The 23,865-nt window shown below is 70.8% G+C and carries 9 protein-coding genes and 1 pseudogene; 2 read left to right on the forward strand and 8 right to left on the reverse strand.

The genetic code is table 11. The features are described from left to right. Positions 1-8: 8 nt before the first annotated feature. The 6 genes from ACFFQA_RS17205 to ACFFQA_RS17230 are packed head-to-tail and all read right to left on the reverse strand — an operon-like array spanning position 9 to position 16,599. Positions 9-638, reverse strand: a complete 630-nt coding sequence (locus tag ACFFQA_RS17205) for a hypothetical protein (protein ID WP_377852976.1) — start codon at positions 636-638, stop codon at positions 9-11. Further along, positions 635-1,828 (reverse strand): cytochrome P450 family protein, encoded by a 1,194-nt coding sequence (locus ACFFQA_RS17210; protein ID WP_377852977.1) that lies wholly within the window; start codon positions 1,826-1,828, stop codon positions 635-637. Before ACFFQA_RS17210 ends, ACFFQA_RS17205 begins: the two co-directional genes overlap by 4 nt. After that, positions 1,825-2,493: a glutathione S-transferase family protein gene (locus tag ACFFQA_RS17215; protein ID WP_377852978.1), complete on the reverse strand. Its 669-nt coding sequence runs from the start codon at positions 2,491-2,493 to the stop codon at positions 1,825-1,827. Before ACFFQA_RS17215 ends, ACFFQA_RS17210 begins: the two co-directional genes overlap by 4 nt. After that, positions 2,490-5,426 carry a type I polyketide synthase gene (locus ACFFQA_RS17220; protein WP_377852979.1) on the reverse strand — a complete coding sequence of 979 codons (2,937 nt, stop codon included), beginning with the start codon at positions 5,424-5,426 and terminating at the stop codon, positions 2,490-2,492. The genes ACFFQA_RS17215 and ACFFQA_RS17220 overlap by 4 nt, the downstream gene beginning before the upstream one ends. Further along, complete coding sequence (locus ACFFQA_RS17225; RefSeq protein WP_377852980.1) at positions 5,423-10,522, reverse strand: SDR family NAD(P)-dependent oxidoreductase; 5,100 nt, start codon at positions 10,520-10,522, stop codon at positions 5,423-5,425. The genes ACFFQA_RS17220 and ACFFQA_RS17225 overlap by 4 nt, the downstream gene beginning before the upstream one ends. Then, the gene (locus ACFFQA_RS17230; protein ID WP_377852981.1) at positions 10,519-16,599 is read right to left on the reverse strand and encodes an acyltransferase domain-containing protein; all 6,081 of its coding nucleotides are present in this window, start codon (positions 16,597-16,599) and stop codon (positions 10,519-10,521) included. The genes ACFFQA_RS17225 and ACFFQA_RS17230 overlap by 4 nt, the downstream gene beginning before the upstream one ends. A gap of 665 nt (positions 16,600-17,264) precedes the next feature. Between ACFFQA_RS17230 and ACFFQA_RS17235 the strand changes: the two genes are divergently transcribed. Beyond that, positions 17,265-19,811, forward strand: a complete 2,547-nt coding sequence (locus ACFFQA_RS17235; RefSeq protein WP_377852982.1) for a beta-ketoacyl synthase N-terminal-like domain-containing protein — start codon at positions 17,265-17,267, stop codon at positions 19,809-19,811. Between the two features lie 418 nt (positions 19,812-20,229). Next, positions 20,230-20,496 (forward strand): annotated as a pseudogene (locus ACFFQA_RS17240) (phosphatase PAP2-related protein); the annotation flags it as partial. 514 nt (positions 20,497-21,010) lie between these two features. Here the strand turns inward: ACFFQA_RS17240 and ACFFQA_RS17245 are convergent. Together ACFFQA_RS17245 and ACFFQA_RS17250 are read right to left on the reverse strand one after the other, a co-directional pair. Then, positions 21,011-22,414, reverse strand: coding sequence for a rhamnulokinase (locus ACFFQA_RS17245; RefSeq protein ID WP_377852983.1), 1,404 nt, complete (start codon positions 22,412-22,414; stop codon positions 21,011-21,013). Beyond that, positions 22,411-23,844 (reverse strand): arabinose isomerase, encoded by a 1,434-nt coding sequence (locus tag ACFFQA_RS17250; protein WP_377852984.1) that lies wholly within the window; start codon positions 23,842-23,844, stop codon positions 22,411-22,413. Before ACFFQA_RS17250 ends, ACFFQA_RS17245 begins: the two co-directional genes overlap by 4 nt. Positions 23,845-23,865: the final 21 nt, after the last annotated feature.

Genomic DNA, 23,865 nt, shown 5'->3' on the forward strand with positions numbered 1-23,865 from the left:
TGATCACCTCAAAGCGGCCCCCGGACCACGATGGCCCCGTAGTCGCGGCTGGGCGCGTCCGGGTAGTAGTTCGGGACGACGTGGTCCTTGTCCGGCACCACGAAGTCGTGCCCCCGGTACATCTCCAGCAGCGGATCGACCAGGCAGCCGTTGATCCGCAGGAAGGCGTACTCGCGGGCGTCGATGTCGCCGAACCGGCGGCAGTAGCCGTCGTAGCCCGGGATCTTCGCCCCGGCGACCACGTAGGACAGGCCGAGCCGCCGGGCCAGGTCGGTCGAGACCTCCATCATCGCCTCGTACGCCGTGCTGCCGCGCGAGGTCCGCTTCAGTGAGCCCGACGCCAGGTACAGGGCGTTGGCCGTGGAACGGTCGATCTCCGGGTAGTCGCCGTTGTTCGTCACGTCGTACCACGTGCCGAGGCCGCCGACCTTCGCCGCGTCGTAGCGCATCGGGAAGCTCATCTGCGTGCCGATCACCGCGCCGTCCCACTCGAAGATCAGGAAGCCCTCCGGGAACTTCCGCATCCGCGCCGCCATCCGCGCGCGGGTCGCCCGCTGCGACTCCTCCCAGTCCTGCTCGACGACCATGATCTCGTCGAGGTCCGCCTCGGTCGCCTGCCGGGCCGTCACCGCGCTCACCACGTCACCGCCACACTGCTCCTGCCGTGCACGAACACGCCTTCCTTCCACCGGGTGGTCTCCTGGCCGTCGGCGAGGGTGATCCCCGGCAGCTCCCGCAGCAGCACCTCGATCGCCACCGAGACCTCCAGCCGCGCCAGCTGCGCGCCGAGGCAGAAGTGCGAGCCGAGGCCGAACGCGAGGTGCTTGCCCGCCGGACGGGTGATGTCGAAGCGCGAGGGCTCGGCGAACTTCGACGGGTCGTGGTTGGCCGACAACAGCGACCCCACGACCTTCTCCCCCGCCGGGATCACCTGTCCACCGAACTCCACGTCGGTGAGCGGGTACGCCCCGATGGTGTTCTTCACCGGCGGGCAGAACCGCAGAGCCTCCTCGATGGCGGGCTCCAGCAGCGCCGGGTCGGCGCGCAGCCGCTCCAACTCCTCCGGGTGGCTCAACAGCGCCCACACCGTGTTGCCGATGAGGTTGCCGGTGGTCTCGTAGCCCGCGGCGATGAGCAGGAACAGCATGCTCATCAGCTCGACGGCGGAGAGCCGGTCGCCGGACTCCTCCGCCGCGATCAACGCGCTGGTCAGGTCGCCGGTGGGCGCACGCCTGCGGCGCTCGACGAACTCGGCGAGGTAACCACGGAACTCCACGGCCATCCGGCGCAGCGACTCGAAGTCCGGTGGCGCGGCCAGGGTTCTCGTCCAGCCCTGGAACCGGTCCTGGTCCTCGACAGGAACACCCATCAGCTCGGCGAGCACGGTGATCGGCAACGCGAACGCCAGCACGTCGAGCACGTCGGCGGAGCCCTTGCCCCGCACGGGCTCCAGCAGCCGCACCGCGCTCTCGGCGATCATCGGCCGCAGCTCCTTGATCCGGCGCGGCGTGAACGCCTTCGCCACCAGGGACCGCAGGCGGGTGTGCTCCGGCGGATCGGCGAAGAGCATGTGCTTGTCAAGGGCGTCCAGTTCGGACACTCGGAAGTACATCTCCCGCGACGCGGCGGGCAGCTTGCGCTTGTCCTTGCTGAACCTGTTGTCCCGCAAGAGCTCTGACACGTCGTCGTAGCGGGTGACGAACCACTCGGGCGCGCCCTGGTGCGGGTCGAACAGGCGCACCACCGGTGCCTCCTCGCGCATCCGCGCCAGGATCGGCAACGGGTCGATGTGCGCCTGCTCGCCCCACAGGTCGAAGGTGCCCGTCACGCCGACTCCAGGTCCGTCAGCACCTTGCCGACCTTCTGCCAGGACGGGCGGGAGCTGATCCGCTGCCACCAGTCCGCCAGGTTCGGCCGCTCCAGCACGAGGTCACCGCCGTGGGAGGCGAAGAGGTACTCCAGGTACGGCAGCCAGCTGACCTCGGCGAGGCTGAACTGGTCACCGGCGAGGTAGGCCCGCCCGGCCAGGTCGCGGTCGGCGACGTCGAAGGCCCTCGCCAGCTCACCCCGCGCCCGCGCCAGCTCGGCGGTGTCCGGAGCGGGCGGCATGGTGCGGAAGGCTGGACTCTGCCGGATGAGGTCGTACACCGGTCCGCCGCGCACGACCGTCCACACCGGACCGCTCACGTAGCACTGCTCGATGCTGATCCACTGCTCCATCAGCCCGTGCTCACGAGCGTCGGACGGTGTGAGCGACGGACCGGACAGCCGCCGGTCCAGGTAGCGGATGATCGCCCGGGACTCGTAGAGCAGGAAACCGTCGTCCTCCAGGACCGGAACCTCACCGAAGGGTTGGCGCTTGAGGTTCTCCGGCGACTTGTCCGCGCCGCCGAGGATGCTGACGTGAACGAGTTCGGGCTCGTGGCCCTTCTCCGCGAACACGGTCAGCACCGGATGCGTGGCGGCGCTGGTAGTCGTTCCGTAGACCTTCATGCGGTTCCCATCTCGTGTTCCAGCAAGTAGCGCGCAATGGCTCTCGGGGTCGGGTGGTCGAAGGCGAGCATCGCCGGGAGCGCCGCCCCGGTGCGCGCGGACAGTTCGTGCCGCACCTGCACCGCCATCAGCGAGTCGACCCCCAGCTCCATCAACGGCTGGCCGACCGGCACATCCTCCACTGAGGACAGTTGCAGAACCGTTGCCACATCGGCTCGAACAGCCAGCTCAACCTCGGCGACACGGTCCTCAGGGGAGAGCGCGAGTACCCGCTCCATCCAGTTCTGCGGCGTCTCGCGTTCGGTGTCGGAGCCGATCCAGTACGACCGGTGCTGCCACGGGTAGCGCGGCAACGACACGACCGGTCTCGTCGGGTTGAGCCTGCTGAAGTCCACCGGAAAGCCACTGGTGTACAGCTCGGCGACCGCCGACAGCAGGTCCGCACCGCCTCGGCGCAGGGTGGGCACGGCAGCACCATCGACGGCCCAGTCGGTCAGGCACTGCCGCAGGTTCCCCGCGAGCACCGGATGTGGCCCGATCTCAAGGAATATCCGCGATCCGGCGTCGATGGCTGCTCCAGCGGCATCCGCGAACAACACCGCTTCCCGGACGTTCGCCGCCCAATAGTCCGCGTCCAGCTCCCCCGCCGGCTTCCCGGTGACGGTGCTGTACATCGGCAATGTCGTCGGACGTGCTCGGAGCCACGACAGCTCGGCTGCCAGCTCCGCGGCGAGAGGAGCCATCTCCGGCGAGTGGAAGGCATAGCGCACATCCAGTTTCCGCGCCCTCCCACCGATTCGATCGACGACCTCATCCAGCTCGCGCTCCGGGCCAGCGAGCACAACCGAACCGCTGTCGTTGACCGCAGCGACCGACACCGCGCCCGTGACCATGGCCCGTGCGGCCTCCGGAGTAGCCCTGACCGCGGTCATCCGACCGGAGTCACTGGCACGCCGCATGATCCGGCCACGCGTCACGGCCAAGCGCATGGCATCCGGCAGGCTCAGCGCGCCTGCCGTGTGCGCTGCGGCCACTTCGCCGATGCTGTGCCCGATCACCGCTCCCGGTGTGATGCCCCACGACTCCAGCAGCGCCACCAACGCGACCTGAAGGCCGAACAGCACGGGCTGAACGACATCCGTCTCGTCGAGCCGCGATCCGGCCAGCTCATCGGTGAGCGAGAACGGTGCGAGCGCGTCGCATTCCGCGAACACCTCGGCGAAGACTGGTTGACTGGCAAGGAGCTCACGCCCCATGCCGAGCCACTGCGATCCCTGGCCGGAGAACACGAACGTCAACGGCCCCGGCTGTTCGACGGCCCGGCTGAGGCTTCGGTCGCCGAACGCCTCGGTCCGCTCCGCCAGTTCCCCGGTCGAGCTCACCACGAAGGCGGCCCGGTACTCGTGGTGCTGCCGCCGCAGGGACGCGGTGTGCGCGAGGTCGCCGAGTCCGGGCTCGCACTCCGCGATGAATCCGGGGTACGCGCTCACCAGCTCGCGCAGAGCGGGAGCGGTGTGCGCCGAGATCGGCACCACCCTCGGTCCCTCGGAGGCGGTGGGCGCGGCGACGCGCGGAGCCTCCTCGATGATCACGTGGGCGTTGGTGCCGCTCATCCCGAACGAGCTGACACCCGCGATCCTCGGACGCTCCGACCTCGGCCACGGCACCGGCTCCGTCGGGATCACGAACGGGGTCCCGTCCAGGCGGATGCGGGGGTTGAGGGTGGCGAAGTGCAGGTTGCCGGGGATGCTCTCGTTTCGCAACGACTGGACGACCTTGATCAGCCCGGCGATCCCGGCGGCGGCCTCCAGGTGGCCGATGTTGGTCTTCACCGCGCCCAGCACGCACCGGTCGCCGTCGAGGACCTCGGCAAGAGCCTCGAACTCGATCGGATCACCCAGCGGCGTGCCGGTTCCGTGCGTCTCGACGTATCCGACGTCCTTTGTGGACACTGACGAGTTGGCGAGCGCCTGGCGCAGCATGTCCTGCTGCGCCAGCTGGTTCGGCGCGGTGAGTCCGGCAGAGTGCCCGTCGGAGTTGACCGCCGAACCCCGGAGCACCGCGAGCACTCGGTCGCCGTCGGCCTCCGCGTCGGACAAGCGCTTCAGCACGACCATGCCACAGCCCTCACCGCGCACGAAACCGTTGGCACGCGCGTCGAAGGCCCGGCACCGCCCGTCGGGCGACAAGGCGTCCAGATCGGCGACGGTCTCCGTCATCTCCTGCGAGAGCACGAGGTTGACCCCGCCCGCCAGAGCGAGGGAGCTCTCCCCGCTGCGCAGGCTCTGCATCGCCAGGTGCACCGATACCAGCGAGGACGAGCACGCCGTGTCCACCGCCATGCTCGGTCCGCGCAGCCCGAGCAGGTGGGAGAGCCTGCCGGGGCCGAAGCAGTGGGTGGTCCCGGTTCCGGTGTGAGCGTCCCGGCCCCGCGCGTCCCCGCCCGAGCTGAGCAGCAGGTAGTCGTTGGTGCTCATGCCGACGAACACCCCGGTCGGACTACCGGCGAGACTGCCGGGGACGATTCCCGCGTGCTCCAATGCCTCCCAGGCCACCTCCAGCACCAGCCGGTGCTGCGGGTCGAGCCTGGCCGCCTCCCGTGGCGGGATGCCGAAGAACTCGGCGTCGAATCCGTCCACTTCGGACAGGAACGCGCCCCAGCGACCGGCCTCCGAGGTGGGCTGGTCGGGGGCGTGCCTCCGGTCGACCCGGTCCTTCGGCACCTCGGTGACCGCGTCCACACCGTTGCGCAGCAGCCGCCAGAAGGTCTCCGGGTCGTTGGCGTCTCCGGGGAACCGGCACCCCATGCCGACCACCGCGATCGGCTCGGTCCGCTCCCGGCGCACCCGGTCCAGCCGCGCCTCCAGGTCCTTGATCGCGGCGGCGGCCCGGACCAGCCTGGACCGGTACCTGTCCTCGACCTCGCTGCTCACTGGTCGGCTCCTCCTTCGACCCGGTCAAGGGACTCGTCCAGCAGCGCGAGCAGGTCGTCGGTGCTGACATCGGCGTACTCGTCCACAGCGTCCACCGTGTCCACAGTGGACGATTCATTCAGCCCCAGCTTGCCGAGCAGGTGCTCGGTCAACGCGGTCACGGTCGGCGCGGCGAAGAGCACGGTCACCGACAGCCGCACGCCCAGCGCGGCTTCGAGCCGGTTGCGCAGTTCCATCGCCATCAACGAGTCCACACCCATGCTGGTGAACGCGGCGGACCGGTCGATCCGGGCGGGGTCGATGTGCAGGATCCTGCCCAGGTGCTCGGCGACCAGGGGCTCCACCGACTCGGGCCGCACGTCCAGCGGCGCGACGGGTTCCGGCCGCTCGTCGCCGCGAAGCTCGGTGAACAACGGGTTCGCCGCCGCACCTGGGTAGAACTCCAACCACTGCCGCAGGTTCAGCCGCAGCGCGGCGACCTGCGTGACGTCGGCCCCCAGCAACGCGCCGAGGATCTCCGTGCCCTGAGCCGGGGTGAGCGCGCCAACGCCGCGGTTGGCCAGCCGGTTGCCGTCAGCCTCGCGGTCGGCCATGATCCCTGCCTCGGCGAACAGGCCCCAGTCAACGCACAACGCGGGCTTTCCGATCGTCCTGCGGTAGTGGGCGAGCGCACCCAGGAAGGCGTTGGCAGCGGCGTAGTTGGCCTGGCCTGGCGATCCGAGGACGGTGGCGGCCGAGGAGTACAGAACGAAGAAGTCCAGGTCGCGCTCGGCCGTGAGCTCGTGCAGGTTCCACGCGCCCTGGACCTTCGGCGCGAGCACCCGGTCGAACCGATCGGTCTCCAGCTCCATCACGGTGCGGTCGTCGAGGACCATCGCCGCGTGAAGCACTCCGCGCAGCGGCGGCATACTCCCGTCGATCCGCTCCAGCACCTCGGCCAGCTCGTCCCGCCGCGTCACGTCAGCCCGAGCGGTGACGACCTCAACACCGTTGCGGCGCAACGCCTCCACCGCGTTCCGGGCCGCCTCCGACCCTTCACCACGCCCGACGAGCACGATGTGCCGTGCACCTTGTTCAGCCATCCACTCGGCCAAGCCGACACCGAGCCCGCCAAGCCCCCCGGTGATCAGATAGGTCCCGTTCCAGGTCGTCTGCGTCGCGGCGGGGACAGTTCTGCGCGTAAGACGCGCGACGCGGCGCCCCAACGGGCCGAGAGCGATCTCGTTCTCGCCATCGGGTGCCAGGAGTTCCGGCAGGAGGTCGTCGACCGAGCCGGTGAACTCGATGCGCACGGACCGGAACTCCGGGTGCTCCATGTCCAATGTCCTGGCGAATCCCCACAACGGCGCTGTTGACACGGCACCGTTGGTGACCAGGAACAGCTGTGGGGTGTCCCGCAGCCCACGCCTCGCGACTGCGCGCACCAGCCCCAAAGTGCTCAGCGTCGTGGCACGGTGGTCGGCGGCGAGGCTGTCCGCTGTGGTCTGATCGGTGGGCGTGGCGTCCAAGCCCCGCAGGTTCACGATCCCGGTGCAGTGCGGAACGGAGTCGAGCAGCCGGTCCCAGTCGTCCTCGTGCTCATCGACGGTGACGGCCGCTCCCAGCCGCTTTGCCAGCTGCTCGCCAACACCACCGCGGTCAGTCAGGACAATCCACGATCCCGTCGGCTCTGCGGCCTTCACCGGCTCCGTGGACCGCCAAGTGATGTCGTAGAGCCAGTCCGCGTACGGTTCACGGGGCGGCAGCGCCCGAACCCGAAGGCCCTCGATCTCCACCAGAACCCGATCGTGGTCGTCCAGTACGACGAGATCGCCGGTCGCCCGCGCGTGTACCCACATTCGCTCACTGGGGCCACTGTGGACGGTGATCCGGTCAATGCCGACCGGAACGAGTGCCGCGCCGCCGATCAGTCCGCCGAGCACCTGGAAGCACGCGTCCAGCAGCGCGGGGTGGAACACGTGTCCGCCACGGCCGGGGTTCGGGTCAACCACGAGGCCGACCGCCTCGCCGTCCCCGACCCACATCCGTTCGACGCCTTGGAAAGCCGGTCCGTAGTCGATGCCCCGTTCGGCGTGTTCGCGGTAGTGGTCGGCACCGGAGACCTCGGTGGGACAACGGTCTCGCGGAATGATCACCGGGGTTGAGGCGCGCTGGTCACTGACACGCCCCGAGGCGAAGCGTTCCCAGCCGGATTCTTTGCGGCAGAACAACTCGAACGACCCGTCCTGGAGAACGAGCTGAACCGAGGGCTGCCCGTCCAGCTCCACCAGACGCTCGAAGTCGATGTCCTCAAGCACGTGAGCCTGGGTGGCGTACAGCGCCATCTCCACGCTCGCCGCCCCCGGAAGCACCGCGACGTCTCGCACCCGGTGATCCATGAGATACGGCGCGTCGAGCAATCCACTGTAGACACGCACACCGGGCTGTGTGGCCAGCTCAACGGGTTCACCGAGCAGCGGGTGTCCCTCGTTCCTGCTCGATCGGAGAGGCGGATCGACCCAGTACCGCTCGCGCTGCCACGGATACGTCGGTAGCGGGACGCACCGCCCCTTCTCCGTGTACAGAGTCACGGGGTAGCCGTGGACATGCAGTGCCGCAACGGCTTCGCGGAAGACCGGCCGATCTCGCCGGAGTGAGGCCACGGTCGCGCTGCCCTCAGTGAGCACCTCGTCGATGGAGGGCAACAGGATCGGGTGCGGGCTCAGCTCCACGAACACGACCGGACCACCGTCGAGGTGTTCCTGTACGACCGGCCCGAACAGCACCGGAGCGCGGAGGTTGCGCACCCAGTAGTACGCGTCCATGTCGGCACCGTCACCGGATCGACCGGTCACCGTGGAGTGCAACGGGACCGTCCCCGCGACCGGAGCGATGTCCTTCAACTCGGCCAGCAGATCCCCGGTGAGCGGGTCCACCTGGGGACTGTGCGATGCGACCTCGACCTTGACGCGGCGGCAGAAGACACCAGCGTCGGTCAGCTCGGCCAGAACCTGCTCCACAGCGGCCGGATCGCCGGAGACGACCGTGGACCTCGGGCCGTTGACGGCAGCGACCGAGACCCGGTCGGCCACAGCGGACAGCGCTGTCTCCGCTTCGTCCAACGGAAGCTCGACCAGCGCCATCGCGCCCTGTCCGCTGATGCGTTCCAAGAGCCTGCTCCGGCGGCAGATCACCTTGACCGCGTCCTCAAGGGACAGTGCCCCGGCGACGTGGGCGGCGGCCACCTCGCCCATGCTGTGGCCGATCACCACGTCCGGCTCGACGCCGTACGCCCGCCACAGCTCAGCGAGCGCGACCTCCAGCGCGAACAGCACCGGCTGGATCACACCGACGCCGTCGAAGTCGTGCAGCCGGTCGATCACCGACCACCCGGTCTCGGCCCGGATCGCCGCGTCGCATCGGCGCAGCGCCTCGGCGAACACCGGCTCCTCGGCGTAGAGGTCACGCCCCATCCCGGCCCACTGCGACCCCTGACCGGGAAAGACGAAAGCCACCTTCGGCCGCGTCGCGGAGGCTCTGCCGCTCACCACCCCGGACGGGGAGTCACCGCGCGCGAACGCCTCGATCTTCGCCGCGAGGTCGTCCCGCGAGTCGGCGACGAACACCGCGCGGTGCTCGTGGTGGTGGCGACGCGATGCCGCCGTGCGCGCGACCTCGACCGCGCCGTGCGCGAGGAAGTCTGGGTACGCGGCGGCCAGGGCGCGGAGCGCGGGCTCGGTCCGCGCCGAGATCGGCAGCAGCACTGGGCCGTCGGTCACCGGTGCGGCCGGCTGGTTGGGCGCCTCGGCGAGGATCACGTGGGCGTTGGTGCCGCTGATGCCGAACGAGCTGACGCCCGCGAGCTTGCCCGTCGTCCACGGGACCGGCTCCGTCGGGATCGTCAACGCCGTCCCGGTCAGGTCGATCCTGGGGTTGAGCGTGCGCATGTGCAGGTTGGCGGGAATCAGTTCCCGCCGCATCGCGAGCACAGCTTTGATCACCCCGGCGACCCCGGCCGCTGCCTCAAGGTGACCGATGTTGGTCTTCACCGCGCCGAGCACGCAGCGCGAGCCGTCCGTCCTCGGCGCACCGAGGACGTCGGCGAGCGCCTCCACCTCGATGGGGTCCCCGAGCGGTGTCCCGGTGCCGTGCGTCTCGACGTAGCCGATGTCACCCGGTTCGGCTCGCGCATTGCTCAGAGCCTGACGCAGCAAGGCTTTCTGCGCTGTGACGTTGGGAGCGGTCAGCCCGGAGGAGCGCCCGTCGGAGTTGACGGCGGAGCCCCTGACCACCGCGAGCACCGGGTCCCCTGCTGCCTCGGCGTCGGAGAGCCGCTTCAGCACGAGCACACCGCAGCCCTCGCCGCGCACATAACCGTTGGCCCTGGCGTCGAAGGTGCGGCACCGGCCGTCCGGGGAGAGCGCGCTCGATCCGGCGAGCATGTCGGTCATGTCCGGGTCGAGCATCAGGTTCACGCCGCCCGCCAGCGCGAGGGTGCTCTCCCCGGTGCGCAGGCTCTGGCACGCGAGGTGGACGGCGACCAGCGACGACGAGCACGCGGTGTCCACGGTCATGCTCGGTCCCTGCGCGCCGAGCTGGTAGGACAGCCGCCCGGCCGGGAAGGAATGCCCGTTGCCGGTCACCGTGTAGATGTCGCGCTCGGCCGTGCTGAGCTTGTCGTAGTCGGTGACGACCACGCCGACGAACACCCCGGTGCGCGACCCGGTCAGCCCTTCCGGCGGGATCCCCGACCGCTCCAGGGCCTCCCAGGTGACCTCCAGCAGCAGGCGCTGCTGCGGGTCGAGCCGCTTGGCCTCCCTCGGCGAGATGCCGAAGAACCCGGCGTCGAAGGAGTCCACCTCGGACAGGAAGCCGCCCCAGCCCGCCGCGCCGCCGGTCCCGCTCCAGCGCGCGGCCGGCACCTCGGTCACCGCGTCGGTCCGCTCGTCGAGCAGCCGCCAGAAGGACTCCGGGTCGTCGGCTCCGCCGGGCAGCCGCAGGCCCATGCCGACGATCGCGATCGGTTCGGACTTCGCCCGCAGCTCCGCGTCCAGCCGGGACTGGAGCTTCTTGATCGTCAGCAGGGCCTGTCTGGCCGTTGCCGTCTGGTCGCTCACGGGTGCGGGCCCTCCTCCACGGACCTGATGCTCTCCAGCAACAGTGCTTCGACCTCGGCGTCGGACATCCGGTCGAGGTCCTCGGCCAGCGCGGACCACTCGTCCTCCTGCGGTGGCGCGGGTTCGAGGTCCATCTCGGCCAGCAGGTACCCGGCGAGCTCCGTCACGGTGGAGTAGGTGAACAGCAGCGCGACGGACAGCCGGACGCCCACTCCCGCCTCCAGGCGGTTGCGCAGTTCCACGGCCATCAGCGACTCCAGCCCGAGGCTGCGGAACGGCGTCGAACGATCCACAGTGGAGGGTTCTTGGTGCAGCGTGAGTGCGAGCTGCTCCACAATGTGGTCCTCCAGCACGATCTGCCTCCGCTGCGCCGCCGTGGCGAGCAGGATCTCCCGGACCTCGCCGCCGCCACGAGGCGCCTCGCGGGGCAGCTCCGAGAGCAGCGGCGCGCCGGCGGCACCCGGATGGGACTCCGTCCACTGCCGCACATCGAGGTCCACCACGGTCAACTGGGCCGGCGCGGTCGGCAGGACCCCGCTCACCACCGCGTGGTCTCCGCCGAGGCTCAACGCGGGCAGCCCCAGGTTCCGCCGGTAGCGCGCGAGCGCATCGTGGAAAGCACCGGTCTCGGCGTCACCGCCATCGCCGAGCAGAGACGCGCCGGAGGACAACATCACGAAGAAGTCCAGGTCGTGGTTGAGGGACAGCTCGTGCAGCTCCCATGCGCGTTCGGTGCACAAGATCCCCTTGAGCGGCTCTCCGTTGTACTCGGTGACGACGTGTCCCGACTCGATCAGCGCTTTGTCCACGCCGACGACGAGGTACGTGGCATCAGGCCGTGACGTGAGTCCACCGTGGCGGCCTACGGCGTTGTTCACGCGCACGATCCGCGCGACGTATCTGCCGTCGGGCCGGAGCACGACCTCGGTCTCGTCACTGGCCGCCGCGAGCTCACGGACGAGCAGCTCGACGTCGTCTCCGGTGATGTCGAGCCGAGTGCAGTCGAACTCCGGGTGTCGCAGGGCGATCGTCCTGCCGAGGCCCCACACCGTGGCCTGTTCCGGCCGCATGACGTCCTTCTGGGCGTCCCGCGTCACCAGCCACAACCGAGGCGTGTCCCGCCAACCGCGCCGGGAGATCGCGTTCACCAGGTCCAGGACATCGCTGTGCGCGTCGTAGGGCCACACCACTCCGGTCGGTGGCGCGGCGAGGTCGTCGAGCGAGTCCACACAGTCAGCGCCGTTCGCACGGAGCCGCTCCGCCAGGGCTTTCCCGATGCCGTCCTCGTCATCCAACACGAGCCACGTCCCGCCGACTGCGGCGGCCGGGTGATGCTCATGGCGCCGCCACTCGACGGTGTGCAGCCGATCATCCTTGTCCGGCATGGACTCCAGGCGCAGACCCATCACCTCAACGAGTACTTCGCCGTCGTCCGCGAGCAGCCGCAGGTCGATCAGCGGACTGTCCACACGGGACACAGCATGCGCCCATCCGCCAGTGAGCCCGTTCCGGTGCAGGGTCAACCGCTCGACACTCACCAGGACCGGCGCACCGCTCAGTGCCGCAGCGACCTGAAGGCACGAGTCCAACAACACGGGGTGAAGCCGGTAGCCGGGCTCGTCGAACGGGGCCTCCACACGCGCAACGGCTTCGCCGTCTCCGAGGTGGATCTCGCGCACCCCGCGCAGTCCCTCGCCGAACTCCACTCCCTGCTCAGCCAGCCGGAGGTAGTGCTCGACACCGCTGATCCGCGTGGCGCAACGACCGACGATCACCTCCGGGTTGTCTTGTGGGACAACGGCTTCAGCGCTCGCTCCGAGCTTGGCCACCGCGTGCCGCACCCAGGTGTCGCCCTGCTGGCTGGACACTCGAACAACGGAATCACCAGTGAGGACAACCTGCGTCGTCGGCGTACTCCCACCCTCGAACGACAGCAGCTGTTCGAACACCATGTCGGTCACGGTGTCGGTCTCGTCCCGGCACGACAGCGCCATCTCCATGTACGCCGCAGCGGGAAGCACCTTCTCCCCCACCACACTCAGGTCACCGAGGTACGACGAGCCATTCAACTCGCGCTGCCAGAAGTGCGTTCCGGCGTCGATCGAGGACGACGTGCGCGTTCCGAGCAGCGGGTGCCCCACCGCCCCACGCCCGACAGGGCGCCAGTGCCGCACCCGCTGCCACGGGTAACCCGGGAGGTCGATCAGGCGACCGTCGCCGAAGTCCACGTGAAGACCGTGGGTGTACAGCTCGCCCAAGGCTCGGGACACGGCCTCCCGGTCGTCATGGCCGCGACGGAGGGTCCCGACCGCGTTCCCGGTTTGTCCTTGCGCCACAAGGCACTGCTCGATGTTGTCGGAGAGAGCGGGATGCGGTCCGATCTCGACGAACAACCGGTACCCGGCCGCGATGGCCGCGTCGACGGCATCGGCGAACCGAACGGTGCCGCGGACGTTGCGCACCCAGTGGTCCGCGTCGAACCGATCACCGCCGACCGTGCTGTAGAGCGGGATCGTCGCCGGGCGCGGGGTGATCTCCCGCAGCTCGCGGGCCAGCTCGTCGAGCACGGGATCCATCTGGTGGCTGTGGAACGCGTGGTCAACGCGCAGCTCACGAGCGGGGACACCCAGTGTCGCGAGGGCTTGGCGCTCACCGGAGAGCACAACTGAACCGGGGTCGTTGACCGCCGCGACATCGAGGTGCCCAGCACGGACCCCGGGCAGCTCGCGGGCGACCTCCTCCGGCAACGCGACCGAGACCATGCCGCCCAGTCCGGCCGTGCGGCTCATCACCCGGCCCCGGTGGAACACCACGTGGACCGCGTCGGCCAGGCTCAGCACCCCGGCGGCATAAGCGGCGGCCACCTCGCCGACACTGTGGCCGATCACCGCGGCCGGGCTGACTCCCCTCTGCCGCAACAGGTCCACGAGCCCGACCTGGATCGCGAAGATCAGCGGCTGCGCGACGGCGGTGTCGGTCAGCTCCGAAGTGGTGAGTGCGTCGAGCAGCGACCAGCCGGCCAACGGCGTGAACAGCTCATCGCAAGCGCTGACAGCGTCGCGGAACGCGGGCTCGTCCGCGAGGAGCGCTCGCCCCATCCCGACCCACTGGGTTCCCTGGCCCGAGAAGACGAAGACGGCGTTCTCCGCCCACGACCGTCTCATGGGGACAGTGCGAAGGGCATCGGCCATCGCGGTGTGCGAGTCGGCCGTCACGGACAACCGGTACTCCTGATGACTACGCCGTGCTCCCAAGGTGTGACAAACGTCGTCGAGGGCCGAGTTCTCGTTTGCCACCAACCACTCTGCCACAGCAGAGGCCGACTCCCGCAGGGCCGCTTCGGTCCTCCCCGAAAGCACCAGCAGCTCCGGGCGGTTCTCCCGGGGAACCGGGAGCGAAGCACCCCGCGCGTACAGCGAACCGAGCGCGTCGACCAGCGCGGTCCCCCCGCGTTCGCCTCGCCGTGCCGACGCGAGCACGACAGCGTCCTTCCCGGACTCCGAGACGGCTTGCTCAAGCGGGCCAAGGAGAACCGCGTGCGGGTCCATGTCGACGAAAGCGGTGTAGCCATCAGCGAGGAGGGCTTCGACGGCCGTGGACAGCCGCCACGGATCACGCTCGGTCCGCACCCAGTGCTCGACGTCGAGCAGCTCCCCCGGCATCAGGCCACCCGTCACCGCCGAGAAGAACGGAATCCGGCACGGCTGCGGCCGAACAGCCGCCAACGCGGCGCGGAACTCCGGCAGGATCGGCTCGACGTACGGGCTGTGCGAGGCGTAATCGACCCGGATGGCGCCACATCGGATGCCTCGGGCCGCCACCTTGTCCATGACCTCGCGCACCGCGACACGGTCACCTGAGATCACCGTCGAGCGCGGCCCGGCGACACCGGCGACCCACACCCGGTCCTCGTTGCCGTGCAGCACCGCCTCAACGTCCGCGACAGGCATTTCGAGCACCGCCATCGCCCCGGAACCGCTAAGACCACGAGCGACCCGGCTGCGCTCGCACATCAAGGTGGCCGCGGTCTCCAGGTCCAGCGCGCCCGCGACGTGCGCGGCGGCGACCTCACCCATGCTCGCCCCGACCACCGCGTGCGGCTCGATCCCCCGCGACCTCGCCAGCTCTGTCAGCGCGACCTGCATCGCAAAGATCGCCGGCTGCGCGACGGCGGTGTCGGCGAGCCAGTCGTCCTCACGCGAGGCGAGGAGCGTGCGAAGAGAACGGCCGACTCGGGGGCCGACCACCTCGTCACAGCGCGCCAATGCCCTGCGGAACACCGGCTCGCGTAGCAGGTCAGCGGCCATGCCGGGCCACTGCGAGCCCTGCCCCCCGTAGGCGAACACCACTCGCGGAGGCGGTCCGGTCACCTCACCCCACGCGACCCCCGGCCGCACGGTCCCGGACAGGAACGCCTCCGCCCCCGCGCCGAGGTCCTCGTCCTCGCGGACCGACAACGCGAGCCGGAAGCGTCCCGTGCCCTGGCCGAAGTCCAGCTCGCGCGCACGGCGCCGCAACTCGTCCTCGGTGTCGGCGGCCAGCGTGACCAGGCGCATCGCCCGGTCCTGGCCGCCTTCGAGCACCAGGTGGCAGTTGGTGCCGCCGAAGCCGAACGCGCTCACCCCGGCCACCAGGCGGCCGTCCGCGTCGCCGGTCCACTCCTCCAGGTCGCGCTGGACCCGCAGACCCCACTCCTCGAACGGGATGTGCGGGTTGGGGTGCTCGAAGGCCACGCTCGGCGGCAGCGCGCGGTGCCGCATCGCGAGCACCACCTTGATCAGCCCGGCCATCCCGGCCGCCGCCTCAAGGTGGCCGATGTTCGCCTTCACCGAGCCCAGCCGCAGCGGCCGGTCCGCGGGCCGGTCCGCGCAGAGCACCTCGCTCAGCGCGCTGGCCTCGATCGGGTCCCCCAGCTCCGTTCCGGTCCCGTGCGCCTCCACGTACTGCACGTCCGCCGCAGCGATCCCGGCGCGCTGGTAGGCCGCGCGCAGGACTTCCTGCTGCGCCAAGCCGTTCGGAGCGGTCAGGCCGTTGCTCGCGCCGTCGTTGTTGACCGCGCTGCCACGGATCACGCTGAGCACCGGGTCCCCGTCGGCGAGCGCGGCGCTCAGCGGCTTGAGCACGACGAACCCGCCGCCCTCGCCACGGCCGTAGCCGTCGGCCCGCGCGTCGAACGCCTTGGAGCGCCCGTCCGGGGCGAGTGCGCCGAGCCGCCGCAACGCGATCGTCGTCGCGGGGTCGAGCATCAGGCTCACTCCGCCGACGAGGGCCAGATCGCAGTCACCGTCGCGCAGGCTCTGCACCGCGAGGTGGACGGCGACCAACGACGACGAGCACGCCGTGTTGACCTGGAGACTCGGCCCGCGCAGGCCGAGTGCGTAGGAGATCCGCGCGGGGATGACGCTCGGATCTGTCCCGGCGAGCGAGTGCTGGCCGAGCAACTCGGGCGCGGCCGTGTACTCCCCCCACATCGCGCCGACGAAGACGCCGGTCCGGCTCGACGAGAGCCCACGTGGTGGGAGTCCGGCGTTCTCCAACGCCTCCCACGCCAGCTCCAACGCGAGGCGTTGCTGCGGATCGACATGCGCGGCCTCACGCGGCGAGATGTCGAAGAAGGCGGCGTCGAACTCGTCGATCCGATCGAGGAAACCGCCTCGGCCGGTCATTCCCCGGTCAACGGGGGCGTCGACGACGGCGTCGCGACCGGCACTGAGCAGCCGCCAGAACTCGTCGGGGTCACGCCCGCCCGGCAACCGGCACGAGAGCCCGACGACGGCGATGGGTTCACCCGCGACCGAGGCGGGCGGAGCCCGGTCGGGCGCACGGTGCTCGGGCGCACCCCCGGCGAGCCGCTCCGCGAGCGCGCGGGGGGTGGGATGCGTCCAGACCAGGGTCGCCGACACCGGCCTGCCGAGCTCCTCCGCCAACTCGCCGGTGAGACCGGTCAGCCCACGGGAGTCCATGCCGTGCCTGGTGAACGGCTCCCGCGCGTCGACCGCCACCGGGTCGAGACCACAGAGCCCCGCGACGCGGGCGATGATCCAGGCCTCGATCTCGGCCGCGTTCGACAACCCCATGAACCACACCTCATGCGCTTGGGCCACAACGAAGAACCACGCTCCGGCGGGAACGGTGCCCGCGCCGCGGCCCGGACAGCCGCGTGGGGCATCCCTGTCGGCCATCCGGTGTCTCTCGTTCCACCTTCCGGCGACCGTACCTGGGCAAAGGCCCGACAAAGCCGCCGCCGAACGAGTGAACGCTGGCACACGCCCCTTGCGGCTCACCTGTGAAGGACTGACCGCCGAGGTGGAACCACGCCGAACCGGGCTCTCCCCACACCACCGCACCAGCGATGCCGGCGGCGGAATCCGGCCGCCCCCAGGGGTTTCCGCGAACGTGGCGGCATGCCGGGCCGGACCGGCACGAGGTCGCGGACTCGTGGGAGCGCGGCGGAACGCGCCTCACTCCGAGCCCCCGTGAACCTCCACACTCTTCGGCGGGATCCGAAACCGTGTTCATGACGCAACGCAAAACCTGCAACGGTATCCAGAAGGGCCATCCCGAAGCAGCTTCACATCCGGATTGTCCAGGCATTACCCGATAGGCACACCTGAACGAGTGAACTTGCTTCAGTTCTGTGGAGTGAACGGCGGTCCAGCCCTCGTGATCCACATATCGGTCATCTCCGTGCTGTAGCTTTCGCGCTTCCGCAGCCGACCGACCCCCTCCTGGAGCCCCCTCGGTGAGCCGCACCGCCAGCGAAGACACCACCCCGCCGAGCCACGAGCCGCTCGCGGTGCTCGGCATCGGCTGCCGCCTGCCCGGTGGGGCCGACTCCCCCTCGTCGCTGTGGCGGCTGCTCGTCGAGGGCCGCGACGCGGTCACCGAGATCCCGCGCGAGCGCTGGGACGTCGACGCGCACTTCGACCCGGAGCCCGGGGTGCCGGGTCGGATGTCCTCGTCGTGGGGCGGCTTCCTGCGCGACGTGCACGCCTTCGACGCGACGTTCTTCGGTGACGCTGCCGACCTGGCCCCTCGGCACCGGCTGCTCACCCAGGTCGCGTTCGAGGCGCTTGAGCACGCCGGGCTGCCCAACTCCGACGCGGGGCTGTTCGCCGGGCTCGGCGCGGGCGTGGGCAGGGTCTCGGAGTTACTCGGCTTATCCGGGCCCAGCGTCGCCGTGGACACCGGCAACTCCTCCGCCCTGACCGCCCTGCACCTGGCCTCCGCCAGCCTCCGGTCCCGCGAGTGCGACGTCGCGCTGGTCGGCGCGGCGACGCTGATCCTCGACCCCAGCGAGTCCATCGCCTTGTCGGGCAAGGGCGTGCTCTCCCCCTCCGGCCGGTCCCGGGCCTTCGAGAAGCGGTCCGACGGCTTCGTGCGCAGCGAAGGCTGTGTCGTCATCGTGCTCAAGCGGCTCGCGGACGCCTTGTACGACAACGACCGCGTGCTCGCGGTGATCCGCTCCTCCGCCATCGGCCGGGACAGCGTCACCTCGGTGCTGCGCCGGGCGCTCACCGCGGGCGGGATCACCGCCGCCGAGGTCGGTTTCGTGGAGACCCACGGCAGCGGCCTGCCCGCCGAGGACGCCGCCGAGTTCGCCGCGCTCAGCGAGGTCTACGACGCGCGTTGTGCCCTGGGCGCGGTGAAGTCCAACCTCGGCAACACCGAGTCGGTGTCCGGGCTGGCGGGCCTGGTCAAGGCGGTGCTCGCGCTGCGAGCCGGGGTCATCCCGCCGACCCCGCACTTCGCCGAGTGGCACCCCGCGCTGGACGTCGAGAGCACCGGACTGTTCTTGCCGACCTCCGCTGTGGAGTGGCCGACCTCCACACGCGTCGCCGCGGTGTCCGCGTTGGACAGTTCGAGCGGGCACGCGCACGTGCTGCTCGAACAAGCACCACCGCAGCCGGTTCCGACGACGAAACCGTTGACCGGCAAGGTGATCGTGCCATTGTCCGCCAGCACTCCGCGAGCGCTCGCCGAGACCGCGGCCAGGCTCGCCGACTGGCTGGAGGACGAGGGCGCCGACAGCTCTCTGACGGACGTGGCGTACACCCTCGCCCGTCGCCGGCCACGAGCGGTCCAGGCCATGGTGGCCGCCAACGACATCGAGGAGCTGGTCGCCGGACTGCGTGCCGGACCGGACTCGCCAGGCGTGGAAACCATCGCGGCACAGGGTGAGCTGCTCGACCTCCCGCCGACCGCGTGGGACCGCACCGTCTACCCGGCCGAGGTCGTCGCCGCGAGAGCGCATCCGTTGCTGGGGCGGCACACCGAGGTTCCCGGTACCGGGCGGCACGTGTGGCAGGCGGACGTCGGCACGGACGAGCTTCCGTGGCTGGCTGATCACCGGGTGGACGGAGTCGCGGTGCTTCCGGGCTCGGCGTACTTCGAGATGGCCCTCTCCTCGGCCGCCGAGTACTTCGGGTGCGCCCCGGACGCGGTCGAGGTGCGCGGGATGGAGCTGCACCAGCGGGCGGAGCTGGCGCGGCACACCACGGTCACCACCCAGCTCACGCCGAGCGACGCGGACCGGGCGAAGTTCGAGGTCTTCGGCCGGGCGGGCGGCGACTGGGTGCGGCTGGCCACCGCGGTGGTCCACCACTACGTCGAGTTCCGGCTGGAACCGCCGGTCGAGGTCGACGAGCCCACCACCGGCCCGGAGGCGCTGTACGGGAAGCTGCGCGGGCACGGCATCCACCACGGCCCCGCGTTCACCGGGGTGCTCGGCCTGCGCGGCTCGACCCTGGCCCGCGTGCACGTGCCCCCGGTGGTGCGCGGCGCGTCGACCAGGTTCGTGGTGCACCCGGTGCTGCTCGACACCTGTTTCCAGGTGCTCGGCGCCGGGCTGCTGCCGGTGTCGGTCGGCTCGCTGCGCGTGCACGGCGACCTCCGCCGCGCGGCATACTGCCACTGCGACCTCGGCGAGCTCTCCGGCAGCGTGACCATCACCGCTCACGACGGCACGGTGTTGTTGTCGGCCAAGGAGATCCGGCTCTCCGGACGGCACAAGGCCAGGACCGCGCCGCCCGCACCGCTGACCCGCGCCGAGGTGGAGAGCGACCTGGTCGACCACCTCCGGGCGGTCTTGGAGCTCCCGCCCACCACGCCCGTGGACTCCGGGACCCCGTTGCTGGAGATCGGCGTGGACTCCCGCGTGGCCACCGAGCTGCGGACGCGCGTCGAACGGAGCCTGGGCGTGATCCTGCCGAGCCATCCACTGTGGACCACCGGCTCCCCTGGGGCGTTGTCGGCCTACCTGGCCAACCGCTTCGGCATCACCGACTGAACCTCACCCGGCCGTCTGCGCGGCGCTACGTCCCGGACACCGAGCCGACACGCTCACCCCGTGGGATGGCACCGTGGCTGGACGCGGTTCGGACGGGCGTGATTCCCTTCAGCCCGTGACCGCGAGTCAGACCTACGACCAGCCGTGCCGCCCACTGACCAACCTGCGGTTGTCGGTCGAGGCGGCCATGCTCGTGGCGGTGCTCGCGGCGTGCTCGGCGTTCCTGCCGTGGGCCCAGTCCCGCCCCGGCGCCCAGCTCGCCGACCCGCTGCTGGAGCTGCTGCCGTCGGCCGACCTGTCCGAACCGATCTTCGTGCTGACCTACGGCTCCACCACGGTGATGCTGCTCGCCCTGATCTCGCGCAGGGAACGCCTGGTCACGGCCTTCCGCGCCTACTGGATCATGGTGCTGCTGCGGATGCTGGCGATCGCCCTGATCCCGCTGGAGCCCCCGGCCGGGATCGTCCCGCTGCGCGACCCGCTGGTGCTGATCGGCCCAGGCCAGTACATCGACCACGACCTGTTCTTCTCCGGTCACACGGCGACGGCGCTGCTGCTGTTCCTGGCCGCGGACCGCCAGTGGCTGCGCCGCCTTGGCGCCACGACGGTCGCCCTGATGGTCCCGGCGCTGCTGATCCAGCACTGCCACTACACGCTCGACGTGCTGGCCGCCTTCCCCGCCGCGCTGCTGGCCTGGCGCGTGGCGGTGGCGACCCGCCGGTGCGACTCCGGCCCCGACTGCACCTGCGCCCTCGGCCCCACCCCCCAGCGCCTGTCCCGCAAGTCCCGTCACCACCTCACCACCCCCTCGCGCCCTCACCACCCCCTGGCGCCCTCACCACCCCAAGCACCCCCACCACCCCAGGCACCCTCACCACCCGTGCCCCCACCACCCCCAGGCACCTCCTCGCACCCTCACCACCCGTGCCCCCACCACCCCCTGACGCCCTCATCCCCCGTGCCGCCCATCTCGCGTTTTGTCACCTTGATGCGCGAAAGAGCGCTCTCATTTCGCATTAAGGTGACAAAACGCGAAACACCAGCCACGCCAGCCAGGCCACGCGCGCACGGGGCCACGCGGGCCGGGCCGGTGCCGGGGCCACGAGGGCCGGGAGCACGGGGCACGAGGCGCGGGGGCCACGAGGGCCGGAGGCCGGGGCCACGAGGGCACGGGGCGGGACCCCTGGGCAGGTGCGGGGTCAGGGCAGGCGGCGTTCGGCCTCGTCCCACTCCGCCGCGGTGCCGGAGGGGGTGTAGCGCACCAACCTCGGGTCCTTCGCCAGCAGTGCGCGCAGGTCGGCGAGGCCGCCGTCCACCGCGCCGAGGGCTCGGGCCTGGATGAGCACGTTGCCCAGTGCCGTGGCTTCCACCGGTCCGGCGACGACCGGCAGCCCGCAGGCGTCCGCGGTGAGCTGGCACAGCACCGCGTTCCGCGCGCCACCTCCGACCATGTGCACCACGTCCACGTCCCGCCCGGACAGCGACATCGCCTGACGGACCGCCTTGCGGTGCGCCAGTGCCAGGCTGTCGAGGATGCAGCGGACCGTCTCCGCCGGGGTGGACGGCGGGGTCTGACCGGTGCGGTGACACGCCTGCGCGATGCGGGCGGGCATGTCACCGGGTGGCAGGAAGGCCGGGTCGTTCGCATCGACCAGCCTCGCGCGGGGCGGAAGTCCTGCCGCCTCGGCCAGCAGCGGCGGCAGCTCGGGGTCGCCCCACGCGCGCAGGCTCTCCTGGAGCAGCCACAGCCCCATCACGTTGCGCAGGTAGCGGACCGTGCCGTCGACGCCCAGCTCGTTCGAGAAGTTCGCCGCACGGCTCGCCTCGGTCAGCACCGGCGCGTCCAGCTCCACGCCGACCAGCGACCACGTGCCGCACGAGACGTAGGCGAACCGCTCGGAACGCGCGGGCACGCCGACCACCGCGGACGCGGTGTCGTGCGAGCCGACTGCGATCACCGGAACCTCACCGAGGCCGATGTGCGGCTGGAGCACGCCGATCCGGTCGCCCGGTTCGCGGAGGTCGCCGAAGAGCGACGGGTCGATGCCCAGGCGGCACATCAGCTCGACGTCCCACCGGCGCCCGCGGATGTCGAGCAGGCCCGTGGTGGACGCGTTGGTGATCTCCGTTCCTCGCGAGCCGGTCAGCCAGTGGGCCAGCAGGTCCGGGATCATCAGCAGCTCGTCCGCCAGCGCCAGCCGAGGCTCCGCCATCAGCTGGTAGATCGTGTTGAACGGCAGGACCTGGACGCCGGTGGCCGCGTAGAGCGACTCGGGCGGGACCGGCAGGCTCTCCGCGACGCCGTCCGTGCGGGAGTCGCGGTAGTGCACCGGGTTGCCCAGCAACGCGCCCGTCGAGTCGAGCAGCCCGTAGTCCACCGCCCACGTGTCGATGCCGACGCCCTCGATCGGGCCCGCCGCACGCAGTCCGTCCAGGATTCCCTGGTAGAGCCCCAGGATGTCCCAGTGCAGGGTCGATCCGAGGCGCACCGGGCCGTTGCGGAAGCGGTGGACCTCGGTCAGCTCGACGGAGTCCTCGGTGACCCGGCCGGTCATCACCCGGCCGCTGGACGCGCCGAGGTCGACCGCCGCGACCACGGTCATGAGCCGGACCGGACTTCGCGGAACTCCAGGCCGAGCAGCTCGGCGACGCAGCGCAGCGACGCCGCGTGGTGGCCCGTGCCGAGCGCCCAGTGGTGGTCGACGCCGGAGGCGCTCCACTCGTCGGTCCACTCGCCGGGGTCGCGGCCGAAGTCGACCCGGGAGGTGGTGTTGCCGATCCGCAGCAGCGGACCGGGCACGACCGTGCCCTCGGAGGCGATCACGACGTAGCGGCCGTCGCGTTCCTGGCCGAGGCCGAGCAGCGTGACCGGGCCCTGCCGCACGTCGAACTCCACCGACACGCCCCACCCGCGTTTGCCGTGGTAGACGCCGAGGCCGCGGAGCAGCGGGCGGCGGGCGCTGATCGCCAGGTGCGCCGGGCCGTCGTGGCCCATCTCCACAACGCCGTCGACGAAGTTCAGCGCCTGGAGCTCGGTGAAGGAGCCCCCGGCGCCCAGCCGGTCCATGATCAGCATCGCCAGGGAGTTGCGCAGCTCGTACTCGCCCGCCGCGGGGACTCCGCGCGCGGTGAGCAGCGAGGCGCCCAGGATCATGCCGGCGCCCAGCCGCTCGTGCTGCTCGCCGTCCAGGCCGCGGTGGTAGTAGGCCAGCGAGTCGATCGCGAAGTCCTCGACCAGCCGGTCCAGGCCGACCGAGACCTTGGCTCCCCAGGCGAAGTCCTCGTCGACCACCGAGGAGTCCAGCTCGAAGACCTCCCGCGCCAGCTCCATCCGGGCACTGGCCTCGGCATCGGTGACCCGCTCCACGCGGACCCGCAGGTCGTCGAGCTCCAGCACCTCCACGTGCCCGCCGAGCTGCGCGGACACCGATGTGAGATCCGTGGACACGTCGAGCATGCCCGGGTAGAGGTGCCCCATCAGCCCGTGCCTGCCGTGCCGCAGCGCGCCCCGCACCCCGGCCGCCCGGACCCACCGGGTGATCCGCGCCCAGGCGCGCTCGTCCTCCACGTAGCCGGAGACGCTGCGGAACTCCACGCCCGCGCGGCGGAAGGCGTTGGCCATCTCCGGCAGCGGGCACGCGCCGCAGTACGCCAGCCACGCGCCCGTGTCGAAGGTGTCGTGGTCCATCTTCTCCGTGGGCTGGAGGTTGATCAGCAGCACCGGAGCGCCACTGCGCTGCGCGACCGGCACGAGCATCGACGCCGTCATGTACGTGGTGAGGAAGCCGACGATCAGGTCGCAGCCCGCCACGCGCAGCTTCTCCGCCGCCGCCGCGCCTTCCTGGGCGTCGGAGATGAACCCGACGTCCACCACGTCGATGTCCCCGATCGCGCCGAGCCGCTCCGACACCCGCGTGGCCGACTTCCGCAGCTGCGGCAACAGGTTCGGGAACTGCGGCCAGTACGCACCGAGTCCTCCGGCGACCAGGCCGACCCGGGTTCGCCGGGGGGCCACGCGGGTCAGCGAAGTCATGTCGTCCTCCTCGTACGAACA

The sequence above is a fragment of the Allokutzneria oryzae genome (assembly GCF_042429765.1).
Classification (GTDB): Bacteria; Actinomycetota; Actinomycetes; order Mycobacteriales; family Pseudonocardiaceae; genus Allokutzneria; species Allokutzneria oryzae.